Source organism: Neobacillus sp. PS3-40, assembly GCF_030915485.1.
Taxonomy (GTDB): domain Bacteria; phylum Bacillota; class Bacilli; order Bacillales; family Cytobacillaceae; genus JAUZPL01.
Genome location: NZ_CP133266.1, coordinates 3584268 through 3604209, shown reverse-complemented (window position 1 = coordinate 3604209; position 19942 = coordinate 3584268). Strand labels below are relative to the sequence as shown.

General features: G+C 35.8%; 22 protein-coding genes and 1 pseudogene. 7 read left to right on the top strand and 16 right to left on the bottom strand.

All coding sequences use genetic code 11. The annotated features are described in order from the left end of the window. Positions 1-6 precede the first annotated feature (6 nt). Positions 7-786 carry a patatin-like phospholipase family protein gene (locus RCG20_RS17625; RefSeq protein WP_308181420.1) on the bottom strand — a complete coding sequence of 260 codons (780 nt, stop codon included), beginning with the start codon at positions 784-786 and terminating at the stop codon, positions 7-9. 284 nt (positions 787-1070) lie between these two features. Between RCG20_RS17625 and ylbJ the strand changes: the two genes are divergently transcribed. The 3 genes from ylbJ (at position 1071) to RCG20_RS17610 (ending at position 4348) form a co-directional block, all read left to right on the top strand. Next, a complete protein-coding gene (ylbJ, locus tag RCG20_RS17620) occupies positions 1071-2282 on the top strand; it encodes a sporulation integral membrane protein YlbJ (RefSeq protein ID WP_308181419.1) in 1212 nt (403 codons plus the stop codon). 954 nt (positions 2283-3236) lie between these two features. After that, positions 3237-4067 carry an IS110 family RNA-guided transposase gene (locus RCG20_RS17615; RefSeq protein WP_308181418.1) on the top strand — a complete coding sequence of 277 codons (831 nt, stop codon included), beginning with the start codon at positions 3237-3239 and terminating at the stop codon, positions 4065-4067. 32 nt (positions 4068-4099) lie between these two features. Further along, entirely contained in the window at positions 4100-4348 is a 249-nt protein-coding gene (locus RCG20_RS17610) for a hypothetical protein (RefSeq protein WP_308181417.1), read from the top strand. A gap of 634 nt (positions 4349-4982) precedes the next feature. Here the strand turns inward: RCG20_RS17610 and coaD are convergent. The 9 genes from coaD to RCG20_RS17565 form a co-directional block, all read right to left on the bottom strand. Further along, the gene (gene coaD, locus RCG20_RS17605; RefSeq protein ID WP_308181416.1) at positions 4983-5468 is read right to left on the bottom strand and encodes a pantetheine-phosphate adenylyltransferase; all 486 of its coding nucleotides are present in this window, start codon (positions 5466-5468) and stop codon (positions 4983-4985) included. Between the two features lie 12 nt (positions 5469-5480). Further along, positions 5481-6041 (bottom strand): 16S rRNA (guanine(966)-N(2))-methyltransferase RsmD, encoded by a 561-nt coding sequence (gene rsmD / locus RCG20_RS17600; RefSeq protein ID WP_308181415.1) that lies wholly within the window; start codon positions 6039-6041, stop codon positions 5481-5483. A 359-nt stretch (positions 6042-6400) separates the two neighbouring features. After that, positions 6401-7804, bottom strand: coding sequence for a stalk domain-containing protein (locus RCG20_RS17595; RefSeq protein WP_308181413.1), 1404 nt, complete (start codon positions 7802-7804; stop codon positions 6401-6403). Positions 7805-7929: 125 nt separating this feature from the next. Then, positions 7930-8205 carry a YlbG family protein gene (locus RCG20_RS17590; protein ID WP_308181412.1) on the bottom strand — a complete coding sequence of 92 codons (276 nt, stop codon included), beginning with the start codon at positions 8203-8205 and terminating at the stop codon, positions 7930-7932. A 130-nt stretch (positions 8206-8335) separates the two neighbouring features. Next, a complete protein-coding gene (locus RCG20_RS17585) occupies positions 8336-8782 on the bottom strand; it encodes a YlbF/YmcA family competence regulator (protein WP_308181411.1) in 447 nt (148 codons plus the stop codon). A 58-nt stretch (positions 8783-8840) separates the two neighbouring features. After that, complete coding sequence (locus RCG20_RS17580; protein ID WP_308181410.1) at positions 8841-9296, bottom strand: hypothetical protein; 456 nt, start codon at positions 9294-9296, stop codon at positions 8841-8843. 368 nt (positions 9297-9664) lie between these two features. Further along, positions 9665-11223 (bottom strand): IS3 family transposase gene (locus RCG20_RS17575; protein ID WP_308181409.1). Its coding sequence is split into 2 segments (ribosomal slippage): positions 9665-10581 and positions 10581-11223, totalling 1560 coding nucleotides; the frame shifts between segments, so codons are not numbered across the junction. Between the two features lie 232 nt (positions 11224-11455). Then, positions 11456-11695, bottom strand: a complete 240-nt coding sequence (locus RCG20_RS17570; RefSeq protein WP_308181408.1) for a YlbE-like family protein — start codon at positions 11693-11695, stop codon at positions 11456-11458. 19 nt (positions 11696-11714) lie between these two features. Next, positions 11715-12119, bottom strand: a complete 405-nt coding sequence (locus RCG20_RS17565; protein ID WP_308181407.1) for a YlbD family protein — start codon at positions 12117-12119, stop codon at positions 11715-11717. A gap of 190 nt (positions 12120-12309) precedes the next feature. Here RCG20_RS17565 and RCG20_RS17560 point away from each other — a divergent pair, with 190 nt between their 5' ends. Then, positions 12310-12810, top strand: a complete 501-nt coding sequence (locus RCG20_RS17560) for a PaaI family thioesterase (protein WP_308181406.1) — start codon at positions 12310-12312, stop codon at positions 12808-12810. A gap of 4 nt (positions 12811-12814) precedes the next feature. Beyond that, positions 12815-13192: a hypothetical protein gene (locus RCG20_RS17555; protein WP_308181405.1), complete on the top strand. Its 378-nt coding sequence runs from the start codon at positions 12815-12817 to the stop codon at positions 13190-13192. Positions 13193-13224: 32 nt separating this feature from the next. Here RCG20_RS17555 and RCG20_RS17550 read toward each other — a convergent pair whose 3' ends face one another. Next, positions 13225-14313 (bottom strand): CAP domain-containing protein, encoded by a 1089-nt coding sequence (locus tag RCG20_RS17550; RefSeq protein WP_308181404.1) that lies wholly within the window; start codon positions 14311-14313, stop codon positions 13225-13227. Between the two features lie 154 nt (positions 14314-14467). Continuing rightward, positions 14468-14902, bottom strand: a complete 435-nt coding sequence (locus RCG20_RS17545) for a CBS domain-containing protein (protein ID WP_308181403.1) — start codon at positions 14900-14902, stop codon at positions 14468-14470. Positions 14903-15098: 196 nt separating this feature from the next. Here RCG20_RS17545 and RCG20_RS17540 point away from each other — a divergent pair, with 196 nt between their 5' ends. Next, positions 15099-15458 carry a YugN family protein gene (locus RCG20_RS17540; protein ID WP_308181402.1) on the top strand — a complete coding sequence of 120 codons (360 nt, stop codon included), beginning with the start codon at positions 15099-15101 and terminating at the stop codon, positions 15456-15458. 45 nt (positions 15459-15503) lie between these two features. On the opposite strand, the gene RCG20_RS17535 is transcribed toward RCG20_RS17540, so the two are convergent. The 4 genes and pseudogenes from RCG20_RS17535 to RCG20_RS17520 all read right to left on the bottom strand — a co-directional run bounded on the left by RCG20_RS17535 (position 15504) and on the right by RCG20_RS17520 (position 19152). Then, the gene (locus tag RCG20_RS17535) at positions 15504-15971 is read right to left on the bottom strand and encodes a DUF420 domain-containing protein (RefSeq protein ID WP_308181401.1); all 468 of its coding nucleotides are present in this window, start codon (positions 15969-15971) and stop codon (positions 15504-15506) included. Positions 15972-16267: 296 nt separating this feature from the next. Beyond that, positions 16268-17154 (bottom strand): annotated as a pseudogene (gene cyoE / locus RCG20_RS17530) (heme o synthase). A gap of 265 nt (positions 17155-17419) precedes the next feature. Next, positions 17420-18622, bottom strand: coding sequence for an FtsW/RodA/SpoVE family cell cycle protein (locus RCG20_RS17525; RefSeq protein WP_308181400.1), 1203 nt, complete (start codon positions 18620-18622; stop codon positions 17420-17422). Between the two features lie 248 nt (positions 18623-18870). Beyond that, positions 18871-19152: an Fpa/YlaN family protein gene (locus RCG20_RS17520; RefSeq protein ID WP_308184385.1), complete on the bottom strand. Its 282-nt coding sequence runs from the start codon at positions 19150-19152 to the stop codon at positions 18871-18873. A gap of 157 nt (positions 19153-19309) precedes the next feature. Between RCG20_RS17520 and RCG20_RS17515 the strand changes: the two genes are divergently transcribed. Further along, positions 19310-19807, top strand: a complete 498-nt coding sequence (locus RCG20_RS17515; protein ID WP_308181399.1) for a molybdopterin-binding protein — start codon at positions 19310-19312, stop codon at positions 19805-19807. Positions 19808-19942: the final 135 nt, after the last annotated feature.

Genomic DNA, 19942 nt, shown 5'->3' with positions numbered 1-19942 from the left:
CTTTGTTTACTCCTTCCACTGTTCAATAACACTTTTTATTTTGTTTATTTGGTTTCTCGTTTCTTCTTCTCCGATGGCAATAATTTCTTCAATATTGGTGAACGCACGTGAACTATACATCTCAACCCGTGGACGAATCATGATATCAGAGGAAATTTCCCTATTATTGAAAATTTCAGTTTGCATGATATCAAAGCTTTGCATGATCACATCATAAATAGAATTAATTTCGGAATTTCGTTCGACTCTTGAAACATCAATTGCAATGACAATATCTGCGCCCATTTCTCGAGCAACTGAAACAGGGACACGATCGCAAACTCCTCCATCAACCAATAATCTTCCGTCATATTTTTCAGGAATAAAGATACCTGGAATGGAAATACTCGCCCTTACAGCCTCAGCAATTGGACCATTATTAAAAACAATCTTTTCACCTGTCAATAAATCGGTTGCAACCACCCCAACCGGTAATGATAAATCTTCAATATTTTTCCCATGTGTAAAAATCCTAATAAATTCTTTTACCTTTTTACCTGCAATAAGACCCATTTTAGGGACAGCAAAATCGAGAAAATATTTTCTCTTAACAGCTAAAGATATTTGGAAAAGACGGTCTAGATCAGTGCCAGCTCCATAAAAACAACCCACAAGAGCTCCCATACTACTCCCTGCAATAAGATCAATTGGGATGCCTTCTTCTTGTAAAACTTTTATAGCACCTAGATGGGCAAACCCACGTGCTCCTCCTGAACCAAGTGCTAACCCAACCCTAGGACGTTCCACATTACTTCCCCCTTATAATGGAAATCTCCTTCAATCTTATGGTCTAAATTCACATTGTATGAGTATATTGTGTTATGGGGACAAGGACTAGATTGAAAAACATCTTGAACGGAAAAGCCGCCAAATTCTAAAGTAACCGCCTTTTTTGGCAAAATCTGCGTATGAATATCCTGTTCAAGGTCAGGAGTTGGACTACGACAGTGAATAATAAAATACTCTACATTTTATCATTTACTCCATAAATTTGTACAATTTCAAAAAGCTTGTGGGAAGGAGGCAGCTCATTGTCTCGGTCTAAGTTTAAAACCATATTCTTAGCGGTAGCTGTTACGGTAATGGCTGCATCAATGATCTCTTTTCCAAAAGAATCATTTGACGCCTCAGTCCGTGGCTTAAATATGTGGTGGGAAATTGTTTTCCCGTCTCTATTACCATTTTTTATTGTTTCTGAAATGTTGATCAGCTTTGGTGTTGTTACGTTTATCGGCGTGATTCTGGAACCAATTATGCGTCCACTTTTTAAAGTTCCTGGTGTTGGTGGTTTTGTGTGGGCAATGGGAATGGCTTCAGGTAACCCCGCGGGTGCAAAGATTACGGCACGCCTACGCCAAGAAGGTCAAGTGACTCAAATAGAAGCAGAAAGGCTCGTTTCTTTTACGAACTCATCCAATCCATTGTTTATTTTTGGTGCTGTATCTGTCGGATTTTTCCATAATCCCCAATTAGGATTACTTCTAGCTTTATCCCACTATTTAGGAAATATTTGTGTGGGTTTGATCATGAGATTTTATGGAAGCTCTGATGGTGATAAACGAAAAATGGGTCGAAAGAAAATTACTCTTAGATCAGCTCTTTCATCCGTTCATCAAACTAGATTAAAGGATAATCGGCCAATTGGTAAGCTACTTGGTGATGCGGTAACCTCTTCTATCCAAACATTATTAATGATCGGCGGGTTTATCATTTTATTCTCCGTCGTTAATAAACTACTGTATCATTTACATATTACAGCTTTTCTTGCAAAAGGGGTCGAAGTAATCCTTTCTTCATTATCGTTCTCAAAAATGTTAAGTATTCCATTTATATCAGGTTTATTTGAAATTACACTTGGAAGTAAACTTACTAGCCAAGTTCATGGGGCCACACTTCTTCAGCAGATCGTAATTACTAGCTTTATTCTTGCCTTTGGTGGCTTTAGTGTCCAAGCACAGGTAGCCAGTATCCTTGCCCAGACAGATATTCGCTTTCAGCCATTCTTTATCGCTAGAATTATGCAAGGTATATTTGCGAGTATATTTGCCTATTTACTTTGGAAACCATTATCTGCTCGGATTTTAGACCCAGAACACATAACTAGGGCAATTCCAGTTACTATCATTTCAAATAGCTCTTGGATTCAAAGTTTTAACCATTACTTGATTGACACAGGACCACTCATAACATTGACTGCCTTACTTTTCTATGTGCTAGTCCTATCGTATAATTTTAAAAAATAAGTGAAGCGTAATTGCCCTTGTTAGACCCCATGAAAATAGCCCGGCAATTTATGTAAGTAGTTCCGATAACGTGGAGAAAAACGTAAATAACTATCCAAATCACAACTGAATTAGCATATTATTTAACACGGAAAAATGCTTGGGTTATTTTGATTTTTTTAAAGGCTCTTTTTGCATAAATGGTTGTTTTCAGACCGTAACTTTGCCCGTTGATTTCCGCTCCGGGCACTTGCTTTCCGCGGGGAGGGATGGGAGCCTCCTCGGCGTACCGCCTGTGGGGTCTCCCATTCCCTCTAATCCCGCAGGAGTCAAGTGCCCTCCGCTCCAATCAACTCAGGTAGATAAAGTAGAAAAGTCTGAAGACAACCTTTATGGAGATAAAGAAAACTTGCCGATTGGCGAGCCCCTAAGTGCGATGACAGAGACGTAGTTACCCTTATGCGCCAGCAGAATTTATGGATATAAATTTTGCTTAGCTAAAAAAAAAATAGATATTCCCTATTACGGGCACGATTAAGTTCTATTCGTAATTTCTTAACCTACTTTGATTCCACTAGACGGATAAAAAAGAGACTTATTGGAATCATTCGTGGCATTTGAAAGACCTTTTTCTCTACCAATTACCGATTTTGGACCTTCATCACTCGTTATCAAAGATTGTATATAGCTGTATTAAAAAAGGTATAATTCCCTCAAAAAAGAGGTATTATACCTTTTTTATATTGACTATTTTAAAATCTAATGTTAATTTTGGCACTCTGTTGATTGGAGCGGAAGGTGCTCGACTCCTGCGGGAGCAGCGGGACAGGTGAGACCCCGCAGGCGCTTACGCCGAGTTATCATGAACGAAACTAGCTCCTTACTCGTAAATTCGTAGGTTAATTTGGTTAGAATGTTTACTGATGAAAAACAAAAAACCAAATCAGAGCTACATTACGGAAGGAGCTAGTCATTATGAAGGATACCATTAAATATGTAGGTTTAGACGTATCAAAGGAAAAAATTGCAGTCGCTATTGCCGATGAGGGCCGAGGGGAGCCTAGATACCATGGAATGATTCCTCATACACCAGAAGAAGTGAGGAAATTAATGAAAAAATTGGGCAGCCCGGAATCTCTGCGAGTGTGTTATGAAGCTGGTCCGACAGGATATCCATTGTACCGACTATTTATCACACTAGGGATTCACTGCTCGGTGATTGCCCCGTCTCTTATTCCTAAAAGACCTGGAGAACGTATTAAAACGGATCGCAGGGACTCTGTTCGCTTAGCTCATTTATATCGGGCTGGAGAGTTGACTCCAATTTATGTACCAACTCCAGAGGATGAGGCTCTGCGGGATCTTGTTAGGTGTAGAGAAGATGCCAAAGAAGACGAACTGAGAGGAAAACACCGATTAAGTAAATTTTTACTGCGTAATGATATTAAACCTCCTACTGGAGTAAATAAGTGGACAATCAAATATTTCAGATGGCTGGACACTTTAAAATTTGAAAACCCTTCTCTACAAGTAACCTTCCAGGAATACTACCACCAACTCAAAGAGTTAGCACAACGTATTCTAAGGTTAGAAGAAGAAATTAAAATTCTAGCGAGTGAAGGTGTCCATGCCAAAAAAATTCAAGCACTCCAATCATTAAGAGGAGTAGCTCTTATTACAGCGACAAGTATTGTAGCAGAAATCGGTTCTTTTAAACGTTTTACTACACCGAGGCAATTCATGGCTTATGTTGGTTTAATCCCTAGCGAGTATTCGAGTGGTGAAAAAGGAGACAAGGAGAAATAACCAAAACAGGTAATCGACACGTACGGCGTTTATTGGTAGAGTCTGCCTGGAGTTATCGGTATCAACCCTCTGTTAAAGGAGAACTACAAAGACGGCAAAGTGGGCAATCACCAACGATTCAGGCAATATCGTGGAAAGCACAGAACCGACTCCACAAGAAGTATTTCCGCTTATTATCAAGAGGGAAAGAAAGCGGTAAAGCCATTACAGCAGTAGCGCGAGAATTGGCAGGTTTTATTTGGGCAGTGATGCAAGAAGTAGAAGATATACCTCAAGCTTAAAAGGTTACGTGTTCCTCAAAGCAAGATAGATGTATAAATAGAAAAATGAGAATAGGGCTCGAAGGCAAAGAGAAAAACCGGAAAGGAAAATCCACGTGCCTCCTCTGTGCTATATCTAAATAGATTAACGCACGTCCCGAGTTAGTGGAAAAGTCCTTTATACGGAAAGATAAAATGTGAAAACCCACGAATATCAGAGCGCTAACCGCTGTAGAGATTTTTGCCTTCGTGCCGTGTTCTTACCTTCTATTCAAAAAAAGAAAAAGGAGGAAGGATCATTTCATCTTTAGCTAAAAAAGTGTCTCACCTCTTGGAATAGCTGTCAAGAAGAGCACTTGACAGCTATTCCAAGAGGTGAGAAGTGGTCAGTAAGCTAAAGAAGGAGCTATTCTAGCCAGAATGGCTAAATACCCTACTAAGACAAGAAGCCGAAAATAGCTTCTCTTCTTAAGAGTACCCAAAAACAAAGCAAAACCTATTGTGGAGTGGGGGCCTTGACAGTTTCGTTCATATCAGGAGGCTTACCGCCCGCCCCGCGGAAAGCGAGCACCTGGAGCGGAAATCAACAGACAAGTTTCAAAGATCGTTACATGAGGACTTTTTAGCACTCTCCGATCTATGCCAGGCTTTTTTCTTATAAATGATCAAATTTTTCATGTAAGGCATCTTCAACTATTGGTGGAACTAGTTCTGAAATCTTCCCATTATACCGGGCAACTTCTTTGACAATACTTGAACTCAAAAAGGAATATTGATTGTTTGTCATGACAAAAAAAGTTTCAATATTTTCATCTAATACCCTGTTCATAGAGGTAATTTGCATTTCATATTCAAAGTCCGAGACAGCCCGCAGTCCACGGATTATAGCATCGGCATCAACACTCTTTGCATAATCAACAAGCAACCCATGAAATTCATCTACTTTGACGTTTGGGATATCCTTAGTTACTGCTTTTATTAAGTTCAATCGTTCCTGAACCGAAAAAAGTGGTTTCTTTGATGTATTATTTAAGACAACAATATATAACTCATCAAAAACTTTTGCTCCACGCTTTATGATATCTAAATGGCCATATGTAATTGGATCAAAACTCCCTGGACAAACAGCTATACTTGCCAAAAAAACTCCCCCTTATTCAACACTTTCATTACTGTATATCGAGACAGCAATAATTCCATATTTTTCATGTCTGATTAGAGAAAACCTACCCACTTCTTGAGGCAAGTCTACATCATGGCTGTGTTCACACAAAATTATTCCATTGTTATGTAATAGTGAATGTTCATCTATTTTTTGCATGAGACTAACTAGCTGTTGCTTTTTATATGGTGGGTCGAGAAAGATAAAATCAAATTTAATTTCTCTTTTTATTAATGCTTTTAAAGCACGGTCAGCATCATTTCTGAATACTTCCGTTTTTTCTTCAAAGTGACAGGCCTTTATGTTTTCATGGATTGTTTGAATGGCTTTTACTTCTCGATCGATAAAAATAACCTTCTCTAATCCTCGACTAAGTGCTTCTAGACCAAGCCCCCCACTTCCAGCAAATAGATCAAGACCCATCCCCCCATCAAAGTATGGTCCGATCATATTGAACATAGCTTCCTTTACTTTATCCGTTGTAGGCCTTGTTGTATTACCAGGTACTGACTTCAAAGCTCTTCCCTTACAAATGCCTGACACTACTCTCATTATTATCACCACAAATTTCACCAAAATTTCATTTTTCTCCACTATCCTACCATAATCACATCTATCAGCCAAATAAATTAGAAAGAAAGTACCACCTAAATTATTACTGTAAAAAGGGTGCCTTTGGAAAATATATATATAAATGGGTATAAGCTATTTTTTTTGTGGAAATAATGTTACTAACAACATCAATTCGAGGATGTTGTTGCCAACCGCGGAGAAGACTTACGTTTCCCCATAAGTTCTTCCTCCGGTTTCTCCTCTCCCTTTGCCTTCTTTCCTAAATTGGGATATAGAAGGACCCTGCAGATATTTCTGCAGGGTTTTCTTTTTGACTTATACATACCATAGCTATCTGTTTAATCTGAAAGAAGGATTTCCCCGTCAAATTTGGCTATCTCAATCTTAAATAAGCTATGTAGCGCATTTTGATTAAGATAGATTATTCCGTCTATATTTCTAAACGGATTTTCCAATAACCCATATTTTTGGCCATTATATATAAAATTGCTCTGATTGTAGTTAAACAACAACTGATTATTATCTTTTTTTAATAAAATAGCATGTCGTGCATGGTTTTCTTTTATACTATATCCGAAACTCTTCATTGTTTTAATAAATGGGAAAAATAGCTCCTTATTAATCTTTAAAACGTTAATATTTGCCACTAATGTACCGTTTATCTTCACCTGACTGTCATCCCAAAAAACAAGGGATGCTGATCCATTACTTTTATTGCTCGAAAAAAAATTAGTTCTTAACCCTTTTAATTTTCCCAGCTGGTTATCCAAGTCCTTGGTTTGAACGAAATCCTGGGTTAGAACTGCCTTCACTAGTTTTTCAATTTCTAGTTTCTTCAATTGGCCATTAAGTTGCTCAATTATGAATGTCCCTTTTTCGGTTTCTGCTGGCTCATTCAAATACAAAGAGGAAAAGACATCTGCTAACCAAGGGTTTGCGCCATTTTTTCGAAACGTATGATTAAAATAATTCGAAAGCCAAACTTTTTGAACCCTCTTTGCAGTAAGTTGATCACTCGAAATTTGCAATCCAGGTAGAGAGATAGCGGCATGCTCATTTGAATGAATAAAAACCATATATACATGACCAGAGGGCAGTTTTAGCTTTGGAAATGAACTTGTTGGTTGATCATTCGCATTTTGCGAGTATAGTGTGAAAAAATTACTTTTGTTTGTCCTATAAAGAGGTGTAGCTTGCCAATATAAGGGTAGATCTTCACCTCGACCCTCAAACACATAATAGTCAATAAATTTCTGCCTATTAAAGCCTTTTAATGGAAGTGCAGTCACCCATGTCCCTTTTCGAAAAACCGAATCAACTATTTCTATTTTTGATTCATACACATCTACATTCTGGAGCTTTATGAGCCAATTCGTTTCTAATAATGAATGTTGTCCTTCAGCTAAATTTATGAAAAATTGGATTTTCAAATCTCCAGATTGAGGCTGAAAGGTTTTCAAATCTTTATCACTTGAAACGCATTCTTTTCCCTTTTTATTGACACATGTCCATTTAGCAATTGATTCTGGAGCCAAAATTTTATATTCGTGATTTGGCTTTAAATGGTGAAAAACTTGGGTTACTTGTAAGGAGTTTGCTTCAGTTTTAACAGTAATTTGCTGAAAAACGAGATGTGTGGAAGATTGTTCGGCCCCTTTTTCCCCTTTAATTAATTCCCATTGCCAGTAACAAACTATTACTATTCCAAGAAAAAGGGCAGCAAACAAGATGTTCTTTGCCATTTATATATCCATCCTTTTATCCAAATAGACGAAAACAAAAGAGCCAGACCTTAAAAACCTTACTATACAGCAAAACTGTATAAGAAAGATCCATTTTTGGTCTGGCCCTGTGTGAGTCATTCTATCTAAATTCCCATTTTATAATCGTATTCCTTCGCTTTATCCGGAGCAGAATTTTCGAATTGGACATTTAAAAACGGCTTATAGGATGGCTCCACTTTTTTTACAAATGAATAGGAATTAAGCTTTCCCATTATTCCTTCTAATTCATCCTGATTACAATACAATATTACATATTTCAATTTCTTGGAAACAAAATGAACATTCCCAAACCGTCTTAACATTTTCGCTTGCTTTAATGAGTAAAGCCAAACAACCAATCCTTGTCTCTGTGTGAACATACCTTTTCCCCTTCAAAACAAATCGTTATTTTTAGTCTATCATATAGAAATGCCTCTTTTCAATTCAAACAGGACAATCATTCATAATTAATAATTTTATAATGTAAAACACCGGCTAATTTGCCGGTGTTTATGAGCACCCACAGCTTCCACCGCTTCCACAGCCACCACCACTGTGGCTTGAAGAAGTTTCAAAGAAGGGACTTCCAGTTGGAACTTTAATATTTTTGGATACAGCTCCACCAATGAGTGCACTAATATCGTCTAATATACTTTGCAAATCATTTTCTGCTATTTTAAAATCAGCAACATATGGATCTAAATCCATCTCTCTTTTGGCTTGTCTTATTTGGACCATCACTTTTTTATAATCTGGATGATATTTGCCAAAACGTTGAACTTCCTCGTATAGATCTTTGAGGCTGGAAAATTCACGAATTTTCCTTTGTGTCACTTCATTTGTTTGAAGGTTATATAAACAAATACGATATTGGTCTGCAATATCGGATTCTAATACCATTTTCGCTAAATACTCCGAACGATCCAATAATTCAACTCTTTCAGATGTAGCAATCACACCTGCTCACCTCCATCTCATATTTTACCATGAAATAGATACCGTTGCGAAAGTTTTCCTAATCCTGATGGATAGTAATATCAAATTCCTTGCTTAGACCATATGGTTCATTTTTTAAATTTACTACTTCAAGTTTTAACTGATGATTTCCATTTGTAAGACCTTTGATGATAAAAGCGGCAGCATCTGCTTCTTGCTTCTTCTTCCCATCAAGCCATACAATTATTTTTCCCACCTTTTGTTGTGATTGATCTAGCTCTCTAAAGCTAATACCTGTTACAATACATTCTACAAATAGATTATTTCCTTTTGTTTGGTAATGAACAAATAACGATTGCTTTTCTGTAGGTATTTGATTAGCTGTAATAACACTTCTTTCTTGCATAGAAGTACTACTATTTTTGATTGGTAAACTCTTTTGTATTGTATCTGATTTTGGTAGATCACTTTGAAAGCCTGACAAAACTCCAAGCAAAAGAATACTAATGAAAAAAAACCAGCTTCTATTCTTCATTTTAAACACTCCTTTTTGCTTGTATTGTTCGCCTCCATTCCATTTTTTACTCTTTAAAAACCAAGAAAAGTGATCAAGATTCAATAGCCCTGGGGGAGACAATTCAAAAAGTGCAACAATAAATTTTTTAAACAATAGGCTATACTAAAGGTAAATGTTGATATTTGATACCTGTCCGAATTCTTAATAGACGGAAAAATTCCTCTTAATTAGTAAAGTGGATTAAAAATAGCATAAATAGACGGAGAGTTTCCGCCTATTGACTCAAAAACCGAGAAAATAGTGGGCTTTGCATTGCGTAACCGGAAAACCTCCGTTTATACTGAACTGCCCCCTGTCAAGTAGACAGTGGAAATAATAAAAAAGATTTAAGCGGCTTTAGCTCTATATTCCATAGGGCTAAGGCCGTTTAATCGTTTTTGGTATCTATCATAATTATAAAAATGGATGTATTCATCTATCGCAAGAGAAAGTTCCTCAAATGTCTGATATTGATGTAAATAATACTTCTCACATTTCAGTGTTCCCCAAAAAGATTCCATTGGTCCATTATCAATACACCGACCAACTCGTGACATACTTTGTGTCATCTTTACCGCGTCTATCTTACGCTTAAATCCTTTTGAAGTGTACTGGAACCCACGATCACTATGGATTAGTGGATGTTCCTCATCTAATAGTACTGTAGCTTGGTCAAGCGTCTTGAATACAAGTTGATTATTATTGGAATGTCCTAAAACATAACTTACAATTGATCCATCATAAAGATCACGAATTGCACTTAAATAAGCCTTCTTTGATTGGCCATACTTAAATTCTGTTACATCTGTAACCCATTTTTCATTTGGTTTTTCCGCGGTAAATTCCCGATTTAATATGTTTTCTGCCACTTGTTGAGGTGTAGTGCTTTTATATTGTTTTTTCTTGATCCGAATGACAGAGCGTAAGCCAGCTACTTTCATTAGTCGATATATTCTTTTATGATTAAGTTTCTCTTCAAACTTTCTATTCATATGAAGGGTCATTTGACGATAGCCGAAGGTACTATCAACCTTTTCATGGAGAATTTTCATCTCCTTAATGATTTCTTTATTTAGTATTTCTCGGGAAGAAGGAGTACGATTAAGCCACTTATAGTATGCAGAACGTGCAATTCCCGCAATTTCACAAAGTAAACTAATGCTTAAATTCTCTTTCTCATGAAGCTCCTGAATAGCGATGTACTTATCCTCAAATCGGATTTGACTTACTTTCGCCTCCTTTCGATCTCCTCTAACTTTTTTAAGAACATATTCTCCGCACGTAACCGTTCATTTTCTCTTTCCAACTTTTTAAACTGAATCTTGATTTTCTCTTCTGGAGTTAATTCTGCTTCTTCTTTTGTCCTTCCACGATTATCTTTAAGCGCTTCATCTCCACCATTTTCATACTTCTTAACCCATTGATACACTTGTTGGTAAGAAACATTATGTAATTCAGCTGTTTTTTGATAATCTTTACCGTTCCCCAAACAATTAATCACAATTTGAATCCGTTCATCCCAAGTAGTTTTTCTCCCTTTAGTCATAGAGCTCGTCCTTTCTTTTGACGTTTCCTTTATTTCTCTATGACTATTATACTTCTTGATCCAATTACTAAGTGTAGATTTATCAGTGAGTCCATATTTTCTGCTAATCTCTCGAAGAGAGTATTCCCCAGACTGATAATCTCTAATAGCTGAAAGCTTAAGTTCCTTTGAGTACATTTTCTTACTGGTTGATTCTTTTAGGCCATCAATCCCATCTTTATCGAATTTGTGTTTCCATTCCATAATGGTGGATTTGTTCACTTTATAGATAGATGCAATTTTATAAATTGAATAATTATCTTCCTCACACGCCCTTAATATCTTCAATTTTTCTTCTACAGGATAAGACCTTTTAGACAAAATAAATACTCCCCTTGAGTAAACAGATTTTTATTTTTTAATCTGTCTACCTAAGGGGAGCATATCATACACCCCGAAACGAGCTCCATTCTGCATTTAACCGAAAAATCTCCGCTTATTTTATTTTGGTTGGTTTCTCGGATTACTCGAGTAATGGTTGCCGTTATTACTACTTTAAAAATGGCTCGTTAATTAGCAAAAAAAGACCCATTTAACTATTGCTCTGGGTCTTTTACTGTTGACTATTCATTGACTGAAACATATTCAGCATCATAGATGCCATCTGAACACTATTTGAAAATTTTTCTACTTTATGAGGAATTGTTTTTTTATAATAATGCAAGCTTGCAATTTGAAGTGATTGCAAATCATATGGATTTCTAGATAGCTTACGATACCAAAATGGTTGTTCCCTTATAAATTCTTTTAACTCCTTTTGACCTTCAAGATACTCCATAATCTCGCTTCTCATTTTCCTTTAGCCCCTTCTCTTAATCCTTTCTAAAAGAAAAAGGATGCTTTGGACCTTCCAATTCCTTCACCTGATTGGTCGGCTGGTTACTTCCTTGAAATTGAGTTAATAAACCTTGGATAGCCCCGATCGCCTGGCTTAGACTATTAATATGGTGCTGGACCTGATTTGGATCCATTTTTTTCATCATGCCTGTAATTGAAGCCATTAAATCTGTCTTTTTTTCTGGAGTAGCTTCATTCTCACTTATTTTTTCTTTTCCAATCGAATCCCACCTGGAATCCTCTTCACCCAACAAATACCAGTCCTCATATAATTCTTGCCAAGTTGCATTTCCTTTCCGAACTTCTTGAATAATTTTCGGGTTATTCCTTACAAATTCTTTAAACTTTGACACGGAAGGATGCAATTTTTTTTGAGCCATTATCTTTCACCTCAAATATAACAATCGCCTATGATACCATATGTTCAAATCGCAAAATGGTGAAAAAAATAGGTAAAATTGATATGGCATTTACACCGCAAGCACCTTTTTCAACAGCAATGAAATTATTTAAAGTTACTCTTCTTAATGATAAGATGGCATAAGATATAATCATGAAAGAGGTTTTAATATGAAACATACATTATCACAATTAATTGAAACATATATTGAAGGTGGTACTGAGAAAGATTTAGAGATCCTTTCATATGCGATCGAAGGACTGAATCAGAAAATAGTCGGAAAAAACAGGACTTATCTCGAGGGATTACTACATATGGAGCAAAAGTTAGACGATCATTCTTGTGAAATATCTATCCCTTTAAATTCACTTCTTACTAATTCGTATGGAATGCTTCATGGGGGTTTAACTTCGACCATCCTTGATACGGCCATGGGCGTCCTAGCCAATCATATAACACCAGATGAATTTGGAGTGGTAACTAACCAACTCAATGTTCATTTTGTAGCCCCAGGTACTGGCGATTTTCTGCGTTGCAGATCAGAAGTTATTCACCAAGGCAAAACAATGTTAGTTATTTCAGGTGAAGCATTTCGTAGTGATGGAAAAAAGATTGCTCATGCAACTGGAAGCTTTTTCGTGGTAAAAAAACAAGTAGATGGAGGAAAATAACCAAATGGTTACAGCCATTGTTATTCCAATAATATGCATTTACTTTTTCTGGCTTACTAAAAAAGAGATGAAGGAACATGACATCAAATGGCTTGCAACTGGACAAGTTCCACAAGAAGCGATCGTTCAGGGAAAAATAACAAGCATGTTTGATGAAAAACAAAGATTTTATTATAACCGGTATATCTATGTTCAAGAGCTCAAACTTCAAACAGAAACTAAATTAATAACGGTCAAAAAGGTTTCACCTATCACACATGACATGAAAATTGTGCCCTTTCAACTCGGTGAAGAAATCCGTGTTTATGGACGTTGGCAAGACCAACAATTTTACTGCGCTAATTTTGAAAAAGTAGATCGTACAAATCAAAGAGAAAGGTGACCGTAAATATGATCACCTTTCTCTTCGTTTAATCACTGCTCCCATTTTCGAACAAAATTTTGGGTATAGTATTTTTCATAAACCCCTACGCCTAAATGAGAAAAGTCTTTATTAAGTAATGAATCACGGTGACCCTTACTATTTAGCCACCCTTCAACAACAGCAGGTCCATCAGTGTAGTTGGCCGCAATATTTTCACCTGCAGATTGATACACTACTTTAGCAGATTTTAAGCGATCTGCAAGACTTCCATATTTTTTAGATGTATGAGAGAAGTCGTTATTTTGATACATATCTTTACTATGCTGATAAGCTACTTCGGCTGTTTTTTCATCCCACTTTAGCGGCTTAAGTTTATGCCTTAGCCGGAGGACATTTGTTAAGTCAAAGATTTCCTTTTTTGTCCCATCTTCAACCCTTTTCCATAAAATTTCACTTGGTTTTGCCTCATCCAATAATTCACCCCGATAGGTAAGTTCATATGGACGCTGCTTAATAATAGTCTCGGCATCTAAAAAACGGACGCTGGATAAATTTCCTGTGAATTTATCGATGTAGAGCTGCGCATAAACATTTCCCAATTTAACAAGGGGACGTATATTTAAATCTGTATCGCTTAACTCAAATCGATAAGAGTTTCCATTTAAATTTATATCAACATTCGTATCAATGTATTGTGTATTGAAGATTTCTTCGATTGGTTGTCCCATTTCAAATGGAGAAACATCCAAATCTGCCCCAATCACATAAACGGTCACAACTTTATTTTTCTCTACTCCAACTTGAAGATAACGATTATAGTCAACGTTATAGATATACCATTCATAACCGTATATAGTTGGGTCAATTCGCTCAGGTTTTCCAAATCCCTTTTCTAACTCAATTACATCTTGTCCAATTAACAAGGAAAGCCCTTCTTTTGGCCTTTCTGTTAATGGCTTTGTTGGCTGGTCTATTTGCTTCTTTTGAGCCAATTCCTTTATTTGTGAAGTTGAATGATCTTTTAATAATACACCCTTTTCACTTTTATCATTTACACTGACATACAAACCAATTGTAAGGAAAATGGCAGAAATTATAAGAATTCTAATAAGTGTGCGCAGAGGCTTCCCCCCTCTCAATTACTTTTTCTAAAATTATATGTATTGATATAAGAATTATATCATCTATAACTTTCGATTTAATAGGAATTGTTACGAATATCAGAAAAATTTGAAAAACAGGTGCATGATAGGCACCTGTTTTTATCATACCATTCAATTCACTTTAAATCATTTAATGTCGCATTTCATTAAAATTAGACTCAGATATTCCTGAAAGAGCTATTTTAGCTTGATCATCTGTTAATTCTCGAACTGCAAAATCACCGAGAGACACGATACCAATTAATTTTTCACCCTCAACAACAGGTAACCGACGGATTTGATGATCAGCCATTAATTTAACAGCGTCTTTACTTGATGCATCGGCAGTGATTGTTATTAGTTCATTGCTCATGATTTTTTCCACTTTGGATGATGCAGGGTGTTTTTCTGCAATGCATTTTAATACGATATCACGATCAGTTATCATACCAACAAGTTTTTCTTGGTCAACGATGGGAATGACTCCAACATTTAATTCTTTCATTTTTAGAGCCACCTCATACACATTATCCAATAAGGAACAACATTCAACCTGATCTGTCATAATATCACGAATTTTTTCCATTTTTTTCTCCCTTCAACTCATAAAAATGATTTTACATTATGTTAGAATGTCCCCAAGATATAAAATTATTCGAACCGATATATCTTAAAGGCATATTGCAAGTTGTTACATTTTCAACTATTATTAAATTGGAATTAAACATTATTTGTTGGCGTTTTCACTATTAAATTAGTGGCATGTTTTGGGAGGGAATAGTATGAAGTTTGAAAATACTGGTTTTGAAAATTTTAAAGTAGATTTAAACCGCCTCGATGAGGTTATGCTCGATCATGATTTAGTTCGTGAAGGGCAATGGGACTATGAACGAGTTACATACGATCGTAAATTCGAATTAAAAGAAGGAGTCTACTACCTTCGTGTACAGGGATATTCAATTGAAGGGGACGTTGATACTTTTAAAGCAACAATCCAATTGATGACACCGTTCTTAGGTAAACACTATTATCCACACGGTGTAGAATATGGGGATGATGAATTCTATCCACCAGCACTTCTAAAAAACTGCAAGAGAATTCTTGAAGAAGTAAAAGCTGAAATTGAAAAATTTGCTCTATAATTAGAAAAAGACGCATGAAGCCCTGCGTCTTTTTTTTTGGTCTTTTTAAAATCCTAAAATAGCTTTTATTACTGATGTCGTTTCTCCACCACGATAAAAAACATAAAGCAATAAATAGACAACAACACCCGTAATCGCTGTAAAAAACCAGATTACACTCGTAATCGGCCCGAGCTTTCGATGGATTTGAAATTTACCTTTTAATCCGGTAAGCAAGGTTACAATTCCAAAAATAGCGCCAGTTGTTGCAAGAATGATATGAAATACTAAAAATATTGTATAATACATCTTACTATTATTGGGTCCGCCAAATGATGTATTACCAATAAATACCGTTCTTGAGGCATAAATAATAAAAAAGATTAGAGCAAAGATAGCGGCGGTAATCATCGTCTTTTTGTGGGCTTCGATTTTTCTTTTGCTTATTTGCCACCACCCGATAGCAATTGTAACTGCACTTAGCAAAATAAATGAAGTACTAATGGTAGGTAATATTGGTAAGGTAAAATCCATGAATACACCTCCTGTTTAACTATATAGTTAAAACAATTTTCTGTTCCTTCATAAAGGTTTTACCCATCAAAAATCAACAGTGTTATTTTAACGTAGCCTTAATTGTAATTAAACTAATGTACATTTTCAATTAATAACCCTTAGCCTAATAATGGATACAACAAGAATGGCCCCAAACGCCACTTCACAAGCCATCTCATTGGTAAATCAAATTCCTCTTTCAAAGATGATTTCATTAAAGGGAGCAACAATGAAAGCAGACAAGGAAACCTTCTAAAAATGAATTCCATGTAACTTTACAGTAATGTAACTATAACCATCGCCACAAACATAAGTGTTAAATAGTGCAGAGAATAGACAAACATAAGTTTTGCCATTTAAGATCATCCTTTATCTTGTAACCATATATCCCTAATACTAGCCACCCCATATTCAAAGAAGTCGCTAGAATTAAAAATGGGAGTCCTAAAGATGTTAATAGGAATGGAAGTGGTACTAGTGCGATTACCCATACGATCATATTGTTTTTTGTTGTTTTAAATCCCTTTACAACCGGCAGCATCGGTATACCGGCATCTTTATACTCTTTTACCCTTCTCATTGCCAATGCATAAAAATGTGGGGGCTGCCAAATAAACATAATAAGAAATAAGGACCACGCCATTTTATCGAGGTTTCCATCAACTGCAGCCCAACCAATTAATGGAGGGACCGCTCCAGAAATGCTTCCAATAATCGTATTGGAAACTAATTGGCGCTTTGACCACAATGTATAGAGGAAAACGTAGATAAAAACTCCTAGCAATCCAATTAAGGTTGCCGTTATAGTGGTAAAAAACAACAAAAGAGTTCCTATACTTATAAAAAGAATCCCCAAAGCTAAAACCTTAGCAGGCTGTATTTTCCCTGTAACAGTTGGTCTACTTTTCGTCCTTTCCATCAAATGATCAATATCTCGATCAACATAATTATTAATCACGCAGGAACCAGCGATAATAAAAGCAGTTCCTAGCATTGTGAAAAATGCAATAGTTAAATTTTCTGAGAAACTTTGGCCTTTGAAATGAAGTGCTAGCCATAGACCTGTGAAGGTGGTAATAAGATTGGAATTAACGATTCCAATCTTTATAAGTGCTGTAAAGTCTTTAAATGTAGAAGTTTTTTCAGAATTGGTATGAAGCATTGGAACACCGGTTTCAATTGCGCTTTCACTAAAGAGTTTTGAATTAGCCATCTATTTTCCTCCTAATCCTCTATCAACAACTATTGACAATCCACAGCCTATCAATACAAATAATTTAAAAATAGGATTGGAAAATAGATTGGAAAAAAACAGAGTAAATCTTTAGTTATTTTTTCTACAATATAGTTTTTCAACTGTTTCACAGTTTTATTCTTTAAAAAAAGTTGCCAGGTTTGACCGGCAACTTTTTAGAACATTTATTCAGCTATGATCGGAAATTAAATACATTTCCTTTTTGATTTACTTTCATTTCCTTTTGAGGTTGCTTCTTTTTGTATTTTTTTTCATAGTTTACAAACATCGAAACATTCACTAGTATACCTGTTGCTATTGCCAACTGAATTAAAGATGAGCCTCCGTAGCTAACAAATGGCAATGGAACACCCGTAAGCGGGATTACTCCGGAAACCCCAGCAAGGTTAATAAAAGACTGAATACCAATCATGCTTGAGATGCCAATTGCTAACATACTCCCAAAAGGGTCTTTGCATTTCAATGCAATATAAATTCCTCTTAAGACGATATATCCTAGTGTTAGGATAACAAATCCTACTCCCCATACTCCTAATTCTTCTGCAATAACAGCCATAATAAAATCGGTATGTGATTCTGGCAAATAGCCAAGCTTTTGAATCCCACGCCCCAACCCTAGTCCATTTACCCCACCAGAGCCTATTGCTATATAAGAATTGGCTAAATGAAATCCAGATGTTTGTTCAACAGCAAAGGGATCTTTTAATACAGAAAATCGATCAGATCGTTTTTGCGAAAACACTTCGCCTTTTAAAGCAAATAGAAATGGGGTAATAACGATAAGTACAATCATAATAATTTTCGCGAAATTCCTAAAGTTCATTCCAGATGACAAAATTATGGTCCCAGCAATTGCCACAACAATAAAAGCTGTGCCAAAGTCGGGTTGAAAAGCAATTAACATCGTTACCAATCCAAGATAAACAAGTGGTGGAACAACACCTCTATTAAATTCATTGATATAATTTTGTTTTTTTGCATAAACGGCGGATAAATAAATAATGACACACAGCTTAACAAATTCCGATGGCTGGAGGCTTAAAGGACCAATTTTAAACCAGCTTTGTGCGTTTCCAGCAACATGTCCAAAAATAAAAAGTGTACCCAACCCTATCAGAGAAAAAAATACGATTGGAGCTAATACCTTGTTGCTTTTCATAGCTTTGTATGGAAATAAGGCGGAGACTAAAAAGACAACAGCAGCTAAGGTCATAAAGATCTTTTGTCTTTGGTAGAAATAATCACTCGTGACCCCATACCTCTGAACCGCGGAAGCCATACTAGCACTATAAACCATAACTAAACCGAAAGCAGACAAAAGGATAATAGCAATAATTAAAGAATAATCGTACGATTTAAGAATTTTCTTTATCAATTTTATCTCTTCCTCATTATATCTTATATTTTATTGATTCTATTATAATAGAAAATTGCTAGTAATACTTGAGGAAAAGGTACTTTTATTTAAACATTCTACTAAAAATTTTTTTGTTGATAAAATAATTCCTGGCTCATTCGTGTAAAACAAAAATTTTATATGAATGAGCCAAAAATCAACAGAGTCAGATTACATTTACAACTAAATAAAAAACCCAAACCGATCAATGTTTGAGTTTTTGTGAATTATTTTCTTATTGATGCTTCATGAAGTGCAGAAAGTTCTCTTTCTAATGTTTCTAAAATAGCTTTCCCAGTTTCACCATCTACTAAACCAAGACGAACTGCGAAATCAATTTCTCTTGATAATCCAAACATCTGTGTATCCAATACCTCTTCATAAAGAGGACATTGAGGCATCGTGAGATTATCCATTTGCACTTTTATAAGTCTTAAGATTTTTTCAGCATCAGCTTGCAATAAAGAATATGCTTCTTCTTGATGGTTCACGATCATTTCAGACGCCAACATTGATCCCCCCGTTTCAGAGCGATTACCTAACTTATCTTTAAATTTTAACGTTTAGCACCAAAAAATGCAAGAGCATTAAGAGGAACATAGACTAAATGACAAGCTTTTAAAAACAAGCTATACTTTAATTGTAAATGGAATTGGGGGAATGAAGATGGAAAATATCATTTTGATTACAGGAAACGTAAATTATTCAATCACGCTTGATCCAGTAGTATGGATTTTTGACGACCGTCGAATCGATTTGACCACTTGTTTCCAAGCTAAGGAAGAAACATTTGATGAATTAGAGAGTTATACAAAGGCTATTTCAAAGAATTGGGATAGAGAAATTATGGAAGGTGCTATTTCTCCACCGACCTTAAAGAGTGAGAAAAAATTCGAAAAGGAAAAAGTCCTGACCGGCACCTTCGGAATCCCTTTTAAACCTTTTCTTACCAATGCAGAGCCAAACAGTGAAGCTAAAATTCTTTTAATAAAAAGCTCTGATGGTGATATTGAAGTACCACTAGAGAAAGCTTTCGATTTAATTTTTGGTTTTTCTAAAAATGGTAAGCCACTTAGTTCCGATGGACCCATTCATATTTATTTCGGGGATGGCTCAAACCAAGGCAATCCGATCAAAAATATTAAGGAATTAATTGTTAAATAGTAGACAAGAGCCACTCGGCACCTATTTTCGAATTTTATTTATTAAACTTTGAAAATTATCTATTCCGTTATTAGCCTCTCTTGGCTACTTGTTCCAGTGTTTTAGGCACTTTTAAATTTTATATCGTTCATCTTA

Excerpts from the sequence above, each read along its gene's own strand:
- RCG20_RS17615 (WP_308181418.1), top strand. The coding sequence starts at position 3,237 with ATGAAGGATACCATTAAATATGTAGGTTTAGACGTATCAAAGGAAAAA.
- rsmD (WP_308181415.1), bottom strand. The coding sequence starts at position 6,041 with ATGAGAGTAGTGTCAGGCATTTGTAAGGGAAGAGCTTTGAAGTCAGTA.
- RCG20_RS17595 (WP_308181413.1), bottom strand. The coding sequence starts at position 7,804 with ATGGCAAAGAACATCTTGTTTGCTGCCCTTTTTCTTGGAATAGTAATA.
- RCG20_RS17590 (WP_308181412.1), bottom strand. The coding sequence starts at position 8,205 with ATGTTCACACAGAGACAAGGATTGGTTGTTTGGCTTTACTCATTAAAG.
- RCG20_RS17580 (WP_308181410.1), bottom strand. The coding sequence starts at position 9,296 with ATGAAGAATAGAAGCTGGTTTTTTTTCATTAGTATTCTTTTGCTTGGA.
- RCG20_RS17570 (WP_308181408.1), bottom strand. The coding sequence starts at position 11,695 with ATGAGAAGCGAGATTATGGAGTATCTTGAAGGTCAAAAGGAGTTAAAA.
- RCG20_RS17565 (WP_308181407.1), bottom strand. The coding sequence starts at position 12,119 with ATGGCTCAAAAAAAATTGCATCCTTCCGTGTCAAAGTTTAAAGAATTT.
- RCG20_RS17560 (WP_308181406.1), top strand. The coding sequence starts at position 12,310 with ATGAAACATACATTATCACAATTAATTGAAACATATATTGAAGGTGGT.
- RCG20_RS17555 (WP_308181405.1), top strand. The coding sequence starts at position 12,815 with ATGGTTACAGCCATTGTTATTCCAATAATATGCATTTACTTTTTCTGG.
- RCG20_RS17545 (WP_308181403.1), bottom strand. The coding sequence starts at position 14,902 with ATGGAAAAAATTCGTGATATTATGACAGATCAGGTTGAATGTTGTTCC.
- RCG20_RS17540 (WP_308181402.1), top strand. The coding sequence starts at position 15,099 with ATGAAGTTTGAAAATACTGGTTTTGAAAATTTTAAAGTAGATTTAAAC.
- RCG20_RS17535 (WP_308181401.1), bottom strand. The coding sequence starts at position 15,971 with ATGGATTTTACCTTACCAATATTACCTACCATTAGTACTTCATTTATT.
- RCG20_RS17515 (WP_308181399.1), top strand. The coding sequence starts at position 19,310 with ATGGAAAATATCATTTTGATTACAGGAAACGTAAATTATTCAATCACG.